Below are 13,384 nucleotides of genomic sequence, written 5' to 3'. Positions count from 1 at the left end.
CGCTTCGCGCTGCGCTGCCTCCAGGTGATCGTGATCCTCGCTCTCGCGTCGGTCCTGGTCTTCGCCATGACGCAGCTCACCCTGGTGCTGATCCCGGTGATGATCGCGATCATCCTGGCCTCGGCGATCCACCCGCTGCTGTCGTGGCTGCGGAAGAAGGGCGTGCCCTCGATCCTCGCGACGTGGCTGTCCCTCCTGGGCCTGCTGGCGGTCCTGGGCGCCGTGGGCTGGCTCATCACCGTCGCGGTCCGCAATCAGTGGGACGAGCTGGTGAGCAGTGCGTCCGAGGGCATCTCCTCGCTGCAGGACTACGTGCAGCACCTGCCGTTCCAGATCGACGAGCAGCAGATCGAGGACGCCCGGGCGACGGTCGTCGACTTCCTCACGTCGAGCAGCTTCGGCTCCGGCGCGCTCGCGGGGGCCGCTGCCGCCGCCAACTTCGTCACCGGCCTCGTGCTGATGATCGTCGTGCTCTTCTTCTTCATGAAGGACGGCCCGAAGATCTGGGAGTTCCTCCTGCGCCCCTTCGTCGGCGAGAGCTACGACCGCGCCAAGCGCGTCGGCACGAAGGCGGTCGACGTGCTCGGCGACTACGTGCGCGGCACCGCGACCGTCGCGGCCGTCGATGCGATCGGCATCGGCGTCGCCCTCGCGATCATCGGAGTCCCCCTGGCGATCCCGCTCGCGGTGATCGTGTTCCTCACCGCCTTCATCCCGATCGTGGGAGCGACCGCCGCCGGCATCCTCGCGGCTCTCGTCGCCCTCGTCGCCAACGGGCCGATCCCCGCGCTGATCGTGATCCTGGTCGTCATCGCCGTCAACCAGCTCGAGGGCAACTTCCTCCAGCCGGTGCTGATGGCCCGCTCGCTGAAGCTGCACCCGCTGATCGTGCTCGTCGCCCTGACCGTCGGCACCGTCCTCGCGGGCATCGTCGGCGCCGTGCTGGCCGTGCCGATCGCGGCGGTGGTCTGGGGAGTGATCACGGTGTGGAACGGTCCGGACCGTCCCGCGGAGCCCGCGCGGCAGAAGCGGCCCGAGACGGTCTAGGTGCGGCGGGGGCTCCGTACAGCCGGAGCCCCCACCGCTCAGCGGCGGACGATGATGCCGTCGCGCAGCGCCTGGCGCCGCAGGGCGATCCTGCCGCCCACTTCGACTCCGGCGTCGCGGTACTTCGCGCGGGCGCTGCGCAGGCAGCTGCGCGCGGCGTCCTGCGTGATGCGCAGCTCCGCCGCCAGCTGCTTCAGCGGCAGGCCCTCGGCGAAGAGGCCGACGACGAGTCGCTCCCGAGCGGTCAGCGCGTCGACGGCCGACCCCCCGAGGAGGCCGCGCGTGGGCTCGGTGAGGAACACGGCGCCGCTCGCGACGGTGCGGATCGCCTCGATGATGACCTCGGTCGGCTCGCTCTTGACGAGGTAGCCGCGCGCTCCGGCCTCGAGCGCCCGCTCGATCGTCGCCGCCTGCGCGTGGGTGCTGATGATGACCACGGCCGAGCCCGCGGCGGTGAGCGTCCGGATCTTCATTGCCAGGTCGAGGTCGTCGCCGAGGTCGATGTCCAGGAGCACCACGTCGCTCGGGAACGCAGGATCGGCGAGCAGGCCGACCCAGCTCGACGCCGTCGCGACCACGCGGATGGGCGCACCCGAGCAGCCGATCCACTCCGCGAGGGCGCGCAGGAGGATCGGGTGGTCGTCGAGGATGGCGAGCGAGATCGTCCGCCCCTCGGTCGCCGGCGATCGGCCGCTGGGAGTGCTCACGGGGTCCTCCTCGATCCGGGAGCGCTCTCGGGGACGTGCTCGATCAGCACGCGGGTGCCCGCTCCACTGCTCTGCACGCGCGGAGCCCCCAGCTCGCCCGCGATGCCCCAGACGGCCGGATCGAGATCGCGGGAGCGCCTGCCCGCGACCTCGAGGGAGATCGCGATCGATCCGCGGCCCGTCGGAGCGGCGGTGAGGGCCGCCTCGACACCCGGGCGGGCGGCGGATCCTGGTGCGGCGAGCAGCCACAGCGCCGAGAGCAGCCGCGCGCGGTCGGGCGGCAGCAGGTGCGCGGCGAGTCCGTCGGGATCGGTCAGGACCACCGCTCCCGACAGGTGGGCCGATTCGTCGACGGCGATGCGGAGCCAGGTGCGGTCGTGGCTGCGGGCGAGCGCGCTGCGCAGCTCGTCTCCGAGCGCCCGGCCCCTCTCCCCCGTCTCCGCGTCCAGCGGCGCGGCGGCGCTGCGCGCGATCCGCTCGAGCAGCTCCTCGATCCGGGCGTCGATCCGCGAGAGCTCGGACGCCGCGAGGCTGCCCGGCCCCGTGCCCGGCCCGTCGATCGTGCTGTCGGAGATCGTGCGGTCGAGCCGGCGGTGCACGTGCTCGTCGACCGTCGCGAGGATGACCGCGCAGAACGCGGTCGGCACGAGCGCCAGCAGGAGGATCGTCGTGCCGATCCCGAGTCCGCCCGGGACGCCGCCGCTCGGTCGGGCCTCGCGCGGGCGGGCCCCCGGCCTCGAAGGGGCGCGAGAACGGGAGGGGCGGATGGGGCGCGGCGCCGAGGAGGCGGCGCCGATGACCTGAATGGTGCCACACGGCGGGTCGGCCCCGACGTCCGCTCGGCCGCCGAGCGACGGATCGCGCAGCGTTTCCCGCGCCGCTGTCGCGCTCGGGGCGTCCGATCCCGTAGGCTGGAGACATCTCCTGGGCGATCGCCCGAATTCCACGGCTGAGAAGTCGCCACCACCAGCACGCACTCGCTGGAGACGACGAAGAGACTCAGCCCCTGATAGAGACCGCACTGCTCTCACCGGCAGCACGGATCGACGGCATCGACCTCGATCCAGCGGTTCGAACGCCCGCCTCGCCGGCGGGTACCGCCCTTCACAGGACGCCGCGGAAGCCGCGCCGTTCCTCGTTCGACCCCCGCACCCCCGACTCCGTCGGAACGCGGGACGTTCTCCCCCGCGGAGGTCCCCTCCGCCCCCAAGACGACCCGACCGACTCCCGGCCGACGCGTGTTTCATCCGCGCGGAGGAGGAGTCGAGCGGGTACCGCACACTCGTGCGGGATCTGACGACGTCCGCTCCGGCAGGCGTCATTAACACATAAGGAAAAGAAATGCCTACTGGCACCGTTAAGTGGTTCAACTCCGAAAAGGGCTTCGGCTTCATCGCTCCCGACGACGGAGGCGCCGACGTGTTCGCGCACTTCTCCGCCATCGCGAAGCAGGGCTACCGCGAGCTCGTCGAGAACCAGCACGTCGAGTACGACGTCGAGCAGGGCCGCAAGGGCCCGCAGGCCGCGAACATCCGCGGCGTCGGCGAGTAATTCCCGACTCCTCGGGTTCGTCACGAACTCGCAGCGCCCCGTCGGCCGTGATCCCCGGATCCGGTCGGCGGGGCGTTCGTCGTTCCCCGGGGCCGGAATCCCTCAGCCGGAATCCCTCAGCGACCCCCTCGATCGAGGGACACCAGCCTGTCCTGCGGCGCGTCGCGCCCTGGGTAGGCTCGAGGGAGTGGCTCCCGTGCTCGTCGGAGCCCGCGGCCCCGTGCATCCTCCGGGCGCCGGCACGACGCAGGGTGGAGACCATGGGACGACTGATCTACGGACCGCAATCGCTCGAGATCGACTTCGAGGACCGGATGCTCGCGCACCTCAAGGTGGCGATGTTCACCAAGATGCGCCGCAACGAGTCCTTCAGCCTGTCGTGGGCCGAGCCCGAGTCCAGCGGCTACGGCCGCAGCTCGATCTGGATCCACCCCACCACGGCGCTGCACTTCCGCTTCTTCGGCAGCAAGCGCCCTGCGCTGAACCGCGCGTGGATCGAGCAGTTCGTCTCGAGCGCGAACAACACCGGCGAGATGCTGGTGGTACCGGAGCCGCAGGACGGCTGACCCGCCGCCCGGGTCGTCTCAGACCACGCGCGGTCGAGCGGTGTGCACCAGCTCGTCGTGCGGCAGGCCGACCAGCCGTGCCGCGACCTCGGCGCACGCGGCGTCGTCGACGGCGGCCGACTCGTACTCCTCCGGCCACAGCGGCGTGAGGGTGACGAGCTCGACATCGCCCGTCGCGAGCTCCATGCGCTCGGGGAGCCGCGGGCTCCGGAGCCCGAGCAGCACGCCGACCGCGCCGTCCTCGCCGACCCAGGCCGGCGGGGCCGAGGCGTGGGCCAGGCGCGCGACGTCGACGCCGGTGCGGCAGCACACGCCCTGCAGGGCGGCGCGGCGAGCAGCCTCGTAGAGCAGGCGGAACTGCCAGTGGTTCCAGAGCTCCGCGGCGGGGACGCCGAGCAGGGCGGAGCTCTCGAGGCACAGCTCCAGGCCCAGCCCCGTGCCGGGTCGGCTGAGGCGGTCGAAGGGGTCGCTCAGACCGTCGGTGGCCAGCACGATCGAGTCGCCGCGCTCGACGCGCAGGAAGGCGCGGTGGTCGGTCGGCCAGCGGGCTCCGCCGCGCGTGCCCGGATCCTCCGTCGAGACGACGACCGTGCGGTCGAGCTCGCCGATGCTGCGCCAGACGTCGGCGCGGTCCTCGGCGACCGCCTCCGCGAGCGCCCGCCGCTCGTCCGGGGTCCACCGGATCTCGCGGGTGCGGTTCTGGAACAACGACATGGGACTCCCCGTCCGCGCGGGAGGTCCCCGCGCTCCCGGCACGCTACGGCGCCAGCCGGGGGGTCACCTCCGAGCCACCGGGGGAGAACCTGGACGTGGAAGTGCTCGAGGGTGAGAGGTCAACCCTCCTGCGGGCCCCGAGGCGACCCCGGTCGCGGATCAGCCGAGCGGATTCACGCCGTTGGTGCGCCAGCGCTCGTCCGCCAGCTGGCCCGGAGTCCCCTCGCCCTCGTGGGTGCCGAGCGGCTCGGCCTCGCGGGAGGCCTCGGCCGGGACGGATCCCAGCGAGGTGCCGCTCCCCTCGGCGGTGCTGCCCGGGGGCAGCAGGCCCTCCTCGTCCTCGGAGTCGGACACCTCGTCCTCGGGAGCGTTCTCGGTGCCGCTCTCGCCCATCGAGTCGTAGGGGTGGTCGGGGTCGCGGCTCTCGTCGGGAGTCGTGCTCTCCTCGACCTCGGCGTCGGCGGGTCGGACGTCGTCGGGGCGATCGGCGTCGGTGACGGGACCCGACGGGTCGGCACCGCTCTGGCCCTCGCCGGTCCAGCCGGAGAACTCGGGGCTCGTGTCTGCGCTCATGCGCGCCACGGTAGCACCGGGGCTGCGGGCGTCCGAGCCCTTGCTGAGCGACGGTTCGACCGGGGGATCAGCGCCTAGGCTCGACGCAGTGCGGCGCCGGCCGCGGACGACGGGAGCACGATGCGACGACTGGGATACGAACGGTTCGGCGGACCGGACGTGCTCTCGTGGCGGGACGCACCCGTGCCGATGCCGGGTCGGGGCGAGGTGCTCGTGCGCACCCGCGCGGCGAGCATCAACGCCACCGACGAGAAGATCCTGTCGGGCGCGGCCCGCGTCATGGCCGTCGGCCGATCCAGGCCGCTCGGCTTCGGGCTCGACGTCGCGGGCTCGGTCGAGGCCGTCGGGCCGGGAGTGCGGACCGTCGCGGTCGGCGACCGCGTGGTCGGCATGACCCGCGACGGCGACGCGTTCGCCGACGCGTGCCTGGTGCGCAGCCGCGCGCTCGTGCCCCTGCCCGACTCCCTCGACTTCGTGCAGGGCGTCACTCTCGCGATGTCCGGAGGGACGGCCGTCGGCGTCGTCGACGCTCTGCGCGTGCGCGCGGGCGAGAAGGTCCTGGTGGGCGGCGGCTCCGGTGCCATCGGGCAGCTGACCGTGCAGCTCCTGGTCCGTGCGGGCTGCGAGGTCGCCGCGACCGGGTCCGCCGCCTCGGCGGAGGTGCTGCGGAGCCTCGGCGCCGAGCCGCACGACTACCGCGCGCTCGATCTCGGCGTGCTCGCGGGCCGCTTCGACGCGGTGCTCGACGTCTCCGGGCACCTCCCGGTCGACGACGCCGCGATCCTGCTCGCGGAGGGCGGGCGCTTCGTCACCCTCGTGCCCAGCGGCCCGGCCCTCGGCGCCCAGGCGGTCGCAGTGTTGCGGCGCGACCGCCCGCCGGTGCGGAACCTGATCGTGGTGGCCACGGCCGAGCGCATCGGGCGCGCCATCGCGCTCGCCGCCTCCGGCGACCTGGACGCCGATCCCGGCGCCGTCCATCCGCTCGAGGAGATCGTCGACGTGCTGTCCGGGCGCTCCGCCGGAACCGATCGCACGATCGGCAAGATCGTCTTCACCGCCGGCGACGCGGCTCCGCTGGACTGACCGGCTCCTGCACGCCGGGGTGCGGAACGAGCCCGGAACAGTACCGGGACTCGGGCCGTCCGACAAGCACCCCGAGCTCGCGGGCGGGCCCCGTCAGGATGGTCGCATGCCCGCATCCTCCCGTTCCTTCCCGTATCCGCTCGGCGTCTCCCTCCGCGGCGACGACGGCGCGAACGTCGCCCTCTACTCCGAGACCGCGGACAGCGTCGAGGTCTGCCTGTTCGACGAGACGGGCACCGAGACCCGTGTCACCCTGACCGACCGCACCGGCCACGTCTTCCACGGCATCGTCCCGGGAATGCGCGTCGGCACGCGCTACGGCTTCCGCGTCGACGGCCCCTGGGACCCCGCGAACGGTCTGCGCCACAACGTGAACAAGCTCCTGCTCGACCCGCACGCCACCGCCATCGAGGGCTCCTACCGCTGGAGCGAGGACGTCTTCGGCCAGTACTACGAGGACGCCGAGCGCCGCAACGACTCCGACTCCGCCCCCTCCGTGCCGCGCTGCGTCGTCACCGACCCGGCCTCCTTCGACTGGGGCACCGACGAGGCCCCCCGCATCCCGCTCGAGGACACCGTCGTGTACGAGGTCCACGTGAAGGGCTTCACGAAGCTGCACCCGGACGTGCCGGAGGACATCCGCGGCACCTACCGCGGCCTCGCGCACCCGGCGTCGATCAAGCACTTCACCGACCTGGGCGTCACCTCGGTCGAGCTGCTGCCCGTGCACCAGTTCGTGCAGGACTCGCACCTCGAGGAGAAGGGCCTGCGCAACTACTGGGGCTACAACTCCCTCGGCTTCTTCGCGCCGCACAACGAGTACTCGCACGCGGGCGACGACGGCGCTCAGGTCGACGAGTTCAAGGCCATGGTCAAGGCGTTCCACGAGGCCGGCCTCGAGGTGATCCTCGACGTGGTCTACAACCACACCGCCGAGGGCAACGACAAGGGCCCGACGCTGTCGTTCAAGGGCATCGACAACGGGTCCTACTACCGCCTGGTGGAGGAGGACCGCGCCAACTACTTCGACACCACGGGCACCGGCAACAGCCTCAACGTCAGCCACCCCGCCGCGCTCGGGCTCATCATGGACTCGCTGCGGTACTGGGTGACCGAGATGCACATCGACGGCTTCCGCTTCGACCTCGCGACCACGCTGACCCGTCAGACGGGCGAGGCCGAGGTGCACAGCGCGTTCCTCGACCTGATCGCGCAGGACCCGGTGCTCGCCCCCGTCAAGATGATCGCCGAGCCCTGGGACACCGCGGGCTACCAGGTGGGCGGCTTCCCCGCCGACTGGTCCGAGTGGAACGGGAAGTTCCGCGACGACGTGCGCGACTTCTGGCACGGCGCCGACTCGGTCCTCGGCACTACCGCGCAGCGCATCCTCGGCTCGCCGGACGTGTACGAGGCGGACAAGCGCTCGCCGCTCTCGAGCGTGAACTTCGTCACCGCGCACGACGGCTTCACCCTCGCCGACCTCACCGCCTACTCGCGCAAGCACAACGCGGCCAACGGCGAGGACAACAACGACGGAGAGAGCGACAACCGCTCCTCCAACAACGGCGCGGAGGGCCCGACCGAGAACGAGGCGGTCAACGAGCGCCGCGACCGCATGCGCCGCAACTTCCTGGCGACCCTGCTGCTCTCGGCCGGCGTGCCGATGATCCTGGGCGGCGACGAGATCGCCCGCACCCAGGGCGGCAACAACAACGCGTACTGCCAGGACGACGAGATCTCGTGGTTCGACTGGGAGGGCGCCGACCGCGAGCTGCTCGCCTTCACCCGCGAGCTCATCGCGCTGCGCGCGGCCGAGCCGGCGCTCAAGCCCAAGTGGTTCCGCCGCGCTCCGGGCGACGGCGGCACCGATACCGTCGACATCCTCCGCTCGGACGCGCAGGGATTCGCCGACGAGGACTGGGACAACCCGGACGCCCGATCGATCACGTTCGTGTTCGAGCACGAGGGCAGCGCGTCGTTCGCCCTGCTGCTGAACGCGGCCGAGAACGGTGTGGAGTTCACGGTGCCGAAGGCGCCGGGAGGCGAGTGGGAGCTCGCCTGCTCGAGCGACCCCGACCAGGTCGTGTCCGGAGAGGTCACGACGCTGATCGTCCGCGACGCCTCGTTCACCCTGCTGCGCTCGGCCTGATGAGCAGCGCCGGCCGGGCCTCGCGACGCCTCCGCTTCGGCGGGCGCATCGCGGGGCTCGGCACGGCCTCGGGCACCCGGCTCGTGCTGGGCCTCTGGGAGCGCACGCCGTTCGGCGCGTTCTCGGACGCGATGATCGAGCGGGCCGACGGGCACCGGATGCTCCTCGCTCCGACCCGCGAGGTCGCGGACTTCATCGCCTCGACGTACGAGTTCGACGAGGTCGTCGTCGCGCCGGTCGCGACGCGGCGCATCTCCGGTGGTCTGACGGTGACCGCCGGCGGCCTCGACGTGGCGCTGCGACTGGGCGGGGTCACTCCGCTGGGCCGGCTGCTGCGGATCGTGCCGCGGCCGATCGCCGAGAGCCCCGTGTGGCTGACCGCGGTCTCCCCCGTCGCCTCCCTGCTCGTGCGCGGCGTCAGCACCGCCGGCAGCGCGGGCGGCGGGCGGCGCGAGTACTACGGCGTCCGCACCATCCGGAGCGTGCTCGGGGTCGCCGCGTCCCTCGACGGAGTCGACCTGGGGGCTCTGCGGCCGCTCTCGCCGCCCGTCCGCTTCGGCTTCTCGTCGGCGCCCGCCGCTCCGGCGATCGTCGACGTCACCACCACCATCGCGCTGCCGCGCGGTGGAGCACCCGCGCTCGCGCGCGACGACCGAGAAGGAAGTGCCTCGTGAAGAAGGGCGACAAGATCAGCTGGAACACCTCGCAGGGCGAGACCCACGGCGAGCTGGTGGAGAAGAAGACGAAGGAGTTCCACTTCGAGGGCCAGAAGTTCAACGCCTCGGACGACGAGCCCTACTGGATCGTGCAGAGCGACAAGACCGACGCGAAGGCCGCGCACAAGGAGTCGTCGCTGACGAAGAAGTGACGGGCGAGGCGCCGGGTCCGGCGCCTCAGCCCGTCACCGTGCGCGCCGTGCACCGGTCGTCGAGGTCGGCTGCGACGAGCCACTCCGGCAGGTCGCCGCGGAACGCCTCCCGCGTGGCCGGGTCGTTGACGGCGGTCCAGTCGACGGTGTCCTGCACCTCGGGCTCGAACTTGTCCCACTCGAACCAGTTGACCATCCTGAGCTGCGGGAACCGCTCGGCCGTCTCGGCCGAGAGCACCTGGCGCCACCACGCCTGCTTGATCGCGAGCTCTCCGGCGGCGTCGCCGCGCGGGACGACGAGCGCGGCCGTCTCGGGGATCGCCACCGGCTTGCCGTGCTCGACCCCGTAGGTCGTGTAGAAGTCGGGCGCCGCGGTCTCGTCGCCCGCGGCCCCGTCGTAGGTGCCGGTGAGCTGGGCGGCGAACTTGCCCTCCTCCGGCAGCTCGTTCTCGCCCCACGGGTACGCCGAGCCCCAGTGGTAGAGCGACATGCCGACCCAGTCGACCGCGTCGTCGCCCGGGTAGTACGGGGCGTAGGGGTCGTCCTCGGGGGTCAGGACGCCGTCGGCCGTCGTGTCGAGCAGCGCGAAGCCGCTCGTCCCCGGCTGCGCGGCCGACGCCCCGCCCTCGAACGGATAGCCCTCGGCACTGTTGGGCGCCCACATCAGGGAGGAGCCGGGCGCCTGGGCGTGCACCGCGGCGGCCACCCTGCGGAACGTCGCGACGTACTCCGCGGGCTGCTGGCCCCACGCGTACCAGGAGCCGTTCATCTCGTGCGCGAAGCGGAGCACGACGGGCACGCCCGCGTCGTTGAGATCGGCGAGGAGCACGGCGACGTCGTCGGCGACCTCCTCGGTCACCGCGGCCAGTCCCTCCGCCGGCTCGAGGGTGAGCAGGAGCGTGCCGCCGAGGGCGCGCAGCTGCTCGGCCGCCTCGCGCACCTCCGCGCGGTCGTCGCCGGCGAAGGGCACGTCGGCGAAGGCGACCGCGACCGCGGGCGGGCGGCCGAGCGCCGTGCTGTAGTCGCTGAGGGTGCGGGCGTCCCAGTCGAGATTCACGCCGAGGAGGGCGCCCTGCTCGGGCACGATCGACGCGGCGGACCGGACGACGCAGGCGGCCGCCGCCTCGGAGGCGCTGGAGCAGCCCGCCAGGAGGGCGACGGCGGCGGCAGCGGCGAGGAGAGGGAGGCGACGGGGCACCGTTCCACGCTAATCCGGACCGTGAGAGCGCTTGCCCGACTCCGGATCGTGCGCGTCCCTCCCGTTCGGGTGTCAGCCGCCCCGGCGGACGAGCTCGTGCACCCACGCGAGCTTCTCGGCGATCACCGGAGTGATGACGAACGGGTACAGATCGTCCTTGCCCATCGAGCGGTTGACGCTGTTGAGGGCGAGGGAGAGCCCGTGCCAGCGGCGCAGGATCTCGGGCATCTCGAGACCGGCGACCCGCTCGGCCCCGGTCGCGCTCACCGTGCCCGCGAGCGACTCCGGCACACGTCCGCGCGGGCCTTCGACGGCCAGGCCGACCGCCGCGGTGGTCTCGAGGGCGTCGGCGATGTGCAGGTAGTGGGCGAAGGTCTCGGCGAAGTCCTCCCACGGGTGCGTGGTCGCGTACTGCGAGATGTGATCGCGGGCCCAGTCCGCTCCGGTCGCCCCGCCGTAGTGCGCATCGAGGGCGGCGCCGTAATCGGTGCGCTCGTCGCCGAACAGCGCTCGGAACGCCGGGAGCAGCTCGGTGCCCTCGACCAGCTCCTGCCAGTAGTAGTGCCCGATCTCGTGGCGGAAGTGCCCGAGCACCGTCCGGTACGGCTCGCCCAGGCGGGCCTTGAGCGCCTCGCGGTGCGCGTCGTTCCCCTCCGACAGGTCGACGGTGACGACTCCGTCGGCGTGCCCGGTCGTGACCGAGCCCAGCTGCGCCGAGGACAGCAGCCAGAAGGAGAGCCCCGAGCCGTTCTCGCGGCGGCGCACGGGCAGGTCGAGGTGGCGGAGCTGGCGGACCAGGCGCCGCTTCGCGAACTCGGCGACTGTCAGCTGGCTCAGCACGGCGGCGTCGTAGACGACCGGGCGCTCGCCGGTCAGAGCGCAGGAGGCGCAGGCGCCGCCCGTCCGCTCCTCCTGGAGCCAGGTGCAGCCGATCGTGCCGCGGTAGCGGCAGAGCAGGCGGTCCGAGGCCTCGACGAGCTCGTCGGTCTCGAGCGCATAGGCGAGCGCGGTGCCGCAGCGCAGGCACTCGGCGTCCTCGAACTCGACGCGGGCCTCGCAGTGGGGGCAGCCGAACACGCGCATGACTGACGGACCTTCCGGGTGGGCGGCGGCGGACGCCACCCCTCGACCCTAGTGAGCGCGCCGGGCGCCCGCTCGCGGTTGCCCGGTGGCCGAAGGTGTCCGGGGATGCCGGGACGCCCGCGAGACCCCGCTGGTCGAGCAGCCCCGCAGGGGCGTCTCGAGACCCGATGACCACGACACCGGGACGGCGGACGCACCACCGACGGTGGCGGATCTCGAGACGGCCGCTACGCGGGCTGCTCGATCAGCGAAGGGGAGCTACGCGATGCGGATGAGCTTCTTGTTGACGAACTCCTCGAGGGCGCTGCGGCCCATCTCGCGGCCGGTGCCCGAGCGCTTCACTCCGCCGAAGGGCAGCTCGGCGGCGTCGCCGAGGACCAGGTTGATCCAGACCATGCCGGCGTCGATCCGGTCGGCGAGACGCAGGGCCTGCTCCTGATCGGTCGTGTAGAGGTAGGAGCCGAGGCCGTACGGGGTGTCGTTCGCCAGCGCGATCGCCTCGTCCTCGTCGTGGACGCGGTAGAGCGCGGCGACCGGGCCGAAGAACTCCTCTCGGTAGGCGTTCATCTCGGGAGTGACGTCCTCGAGGACCGCGGGCGGGAAGAAGTTGCCGGTCACCTCGCCGCTCGCGCGCACGGTCGCGCCCTGCTCGCGGGCCGTCGCGAGCTGCTGCTCGAGGCGCTCGGTCGCGGCGGAGGAGGAGAGCGGGCCGAGCAGGGTCCCCTCGGCGAACGGATCGGCGGGCTGCGCCCTGGTGAAGGCCTCGGTGAACTTCGCGGCGAACTCCTCGTAGAGGTCGTCGATCACGATGAAGCGCTTGGCGGCGTTGCAGGACTGCCCGTTGTTGTCCAGGCGGGCGGCGACCGCGTCCTCGACCGCCTTGTCGAGGTCGTCGGTCGACAGCAGCACGAACGGGTCGGAGCCGCCCAGCTCGAGCACGACCTTCTTGAGGTTGCGGCCCGCGATCTCGGCGACGGCGGCTCCCGCGCGCTCGGAGCCCGTGACCGACACGCCCTGCACCCGCGGGTCGGCGATGACGTCGGCGGCCTGGTCGTTGCTCGCGTACAGGTTCACGTAGACGCCGGCGGGCGCTCCGAGCTCCCGCGCGGCGGTCGCGAAGATGTCCGCGATGGCGGCGGCCGACTCCGGGCACTGCGGCGCGTGCTTGAGCAGGATCGTGTTGCCCGCGACGATGTTCGGGCCGGCGAAACGGGCGACCTGGTAGTAGGGGAAGTTCCACGGCATGATGCCCAGCAGCACGCCCAGGCCCGCGCGGCGGACGAAGGCCGAGCCGGTGCCGTCGGAGAGCTCGATGGGCTCGTCCGCGAGGAACGCCTCGCCGTTGTCGGCGTAGTAGCGGTAGATGTCGGCCGCGAAGCCGACCTCGCCCTGCGCCTGGTCGAGCGGCTTGCCCATCTCGCGCACGATGATCTCGGCCAGCGCGTCGGCGCGCTCGACGTGCAGGTCGGCCACCCGGGCGATCAGGGCGGCGCGGGTCGCGACCGGCACGGTGCGCGACCACGTGGAGTACGCGTCGTGCGCGGCTCCGATCGCCTCGATCAGCTCGGCGTCGGTGATCGACGGGTACTCGCTCAGGGTCGTCCCGGAGGCCGGGTCGATGACGGCGTAGTGGGTGCTCATGCGGGGAGTGCTCCTTCGCGGTGGGGGGCGGCGGTGACGGCGTGCTCGTCCAGGATCTCCTGCGCCAGGCGGCGCCCGACGCGGATCGCACCGTCGACGTGCTGGTAGCCCTCGGCGGCCAGATCGCTCGATCCGAAGCGGAGGGGCCCGACCGGCTCGAGCTGGAGCGCTCCGTAGCGGGTCAGTCCGCCCAGGTCGAAGCTC

Annotated in this window: 14 protein-coding genes and 1 pseudogene; 7 read left to right on the top strand and 8 right to left on the bottom strand. The window is 72.4% G+C overall.

Going from position 1 to position 13,384, the window contains the following annotated elements; genetic code table 11:
• A partial coding sequence (locus IOC53_RS17550) for an AI-2E family transporter (protein ID WP_207407756.1) occupies nt 1–1,047 on the top strand: 1,047 nt, incomplete at its 5' end.
• 38 nt (nt 1,048–1,085) lie between these two features.
• On the opposite strand, the gene IOC53_RS19585 is transcribed toward IOC53_RS17550, so the two are convergent.
• Nucleotides 1,086–1,754: a response regulator gene (locus IOC53_RS19585; RefSeq protein ID WP_207407754.1), complete on the bottom strand. Its 669-nt coding sequence runs from the start codon at nt 1,752–1,754 to the stop codon at nt 1,086–1,088.
• Entirely contained in the window at nt 1,751–2,401 is a 651-nt protein-coding gene (locus tag IOC53_RS19580; RefSeq protein WP_207407752.1) for a hypothetical protein, read from the bottom strand. The genes IOC53_RS19585 and IOC53_RS19580 overlap by 4 nt, the downstream gene beginning before the upstream one ends.
• A gap of 694 nt (nt 2,402–3,095) precedes the next feature.
• Here IOC53_RS19580 and IOC53_RS17535 point away from each other — a divergent pair.
• Together IOC53_RS17535 and IOC53_RS17530 are read left to right on the top strand one after the other, a co-directional pair.
• Complete coding sequence (locus IOC53_RS17535; protein WP_055786246.1) at nt 3,096–3,305, top strand: cold-shock protein; 210 nt, start codon at nt 3,096–3,098, stop codon at nt 3,303–3,305.
• Between the two features lie 260 nt (nt 3,306–3,565).
• Nucleotides 3,566–3,871 (top strand): hypothetical protein, encoded by a 306-nt coding sequence (locus IOC53_RS17530; RefSeq protein ID WP_207407750.1) that lies wholly within the window; start codon nt 3,566–3,568, stop codon nt 3,869–3,871.
• Nucleotides 3,872–3,889: 18 nt separating this feature from the next.
• On the opposite strand, the gene IOC53_RS17525 is transcribed toward IOC53_RS17530, so the two are convergent.
• Together IOC53_RS17525 and IOC53_RS17520 are read right to left on the bottom strand one after the other, a co-directional pair.
• Nucleotides 3,890–4,585 carry a hypothetical protein gene (locus tag IOC53_RS17525; RefSeq protein WP_207407748.1) on the bottom strand — a complete coding sequence of 232 codons (696 nt, stop codon included), beginning with the start codon at nt 4,583–4,585 and terminating at the stop codon, nt 3,890–3,892.
• Between the two features lie 159 nt (nt 4,586–4,744).
• Nucleotides 4,745–5,158: a hypothetical protein gene (locus IOC53_RS17520; RefSeq protein WP_207407746.1), complete on the bottom strand. Its 414-nt coding sequence runs from the start codon at nt 5,156–5,158 to the stop codon at nt 4,745–4,747.
• A gap of 120 nt (nt 5,159–5,278) precedes the next feature.
• On the opposite strand from IOC53_RS17520, the gene IOC53_RS17515 reads away from it, so the two are divergent.
• The 4 genes from IOC53_RS17515 to IOC53_RS17500 all read left to right on the top strand — a co-directional run bounded on the left by IOC53_RS17515 (nt 5,279) and on the right by IOC53_RS17500 (nt 9,258).
• Nucleotides 5,279–6,241, top strand: coding sequence for an NADP-dependent oxidoreductase (locus IOC53_RS17515; RefSeq protein WP_207407744.1), 963 nt, complete (start codon nt 5,279–5,281; stop codon nt 6,239–6,241).
• 106 nt (nt 6,242–6,347) lie between these two features.
• Nucleotides 6,348–8,390 carry a glycogen debranching protein GlgX gene (gene glgX, locus IOC53_RS17510; RefSeq protein ID WP_207407743.1) on the top strand — a complete coding sequence of 681 codons (2,043 nt, stop codon included), beginning with the start codon at nt 6,348–6,350 and terminating at the stop codon, nt 8,388–8,390.
• On the top strand, nt 8,390–9,064 hold the full coding sequence (locus tag IOC53_RS17505; protein WP_207407742.1) for a hypothetical protein: 675 nt from the start codon (nt 8,390–8,392) through the stop codon (nt 9,062–9,064). The genes glgX and IOC53_RS17505 overlap by 1 nt, the downstream gene beginning before the upstream one ends.
• On the top strand, nt 9,061–9,258 hold the full coding sequence (locus IOC53_RS17500; RefSeq protein WP_055786225.1) for a DUF2945 domain-containing protein: 198 nt from the start codon (nt 9,061–9,063) through the stop codon (nt 9,256–9,258). The genes IOC53_RS17505 and IOC53_RS17500 overlap by 4 nt, the downstream gene beginning before the upstream one ends.
• Nucleotides 9,259–9,283: 25 nt before the next feature.
• On the opposite strand, the gene IOC53_RS17495 is transcribed toward IOC53_RS17500, so the two are convergent.
• From IOC53_RS17495 to IOC53_RS17480, 4 genes and pseudogenes are all read right to left on the bottom strand, one after another.
• Nucleotides 9,284–10,456 (bottom strand): glycosyl hydrolase, encoded by a 1,173-nt coding sequence (locus IOC53_RS17495; RefSeq protein ID WP_307786246.1) that lies wholly within the window; start codon nt 10,454–10,456, stop codon nt 9,284–9,286.
• Between the two features lie 72 nt (nt 10,457–10,528).
• Nucleotides 10,529–11,578 (bottom strand): putative zinc-binding metallopeptidase, encoded by a 1,050-nt coding sequence (locus IOC53_RS17490; RefSeq protein ID WP_307786245.1) that lies wholly within the window; start codon nt 11,576–11,578, stop codon nt 10,529–10,531.
• A 219-nt stretch (nt 11,579–11,797) separates the two neighbouring features.
• Nucleotides 11,798–13,180 carry an NAD-dependent succinate-semialdehyde dehydrogenase gene (locus tag IOC53_RS17485; RefSeq protein WP_207407741.1) on the bottom strand — a complete coding sequence of 461 codons (1,383 nt, stop codon included), beginning with the start codon at nt 13,178–13,180 and terminating at the stop codon, nt 11,798–11,800.
• Nucleotides 13,177–13,384 (bottom strand): annotated as a pseudogene (locus IOC53_RS17480) (putrescine oxidase); the annotation flags it as partial. The pseudogene IOC53_RS17480 and the gene IOC53_RS17485, both read right to left, overlap by 4 nt.

Origin of the sequence: Rathayibacter sp. SD072 (assembly GCF_017355185.1) — a bacterium.
In the GTDB taxonomy this organism is placed as follows: Bacteria; Actinomycetota; Actinomycetes; order Actinomycetales; family Microbacteriaceae; genus Rathayibacter.
This window is presented reverse-complemented; position numbering and strand designations above follow the sequence as displayed.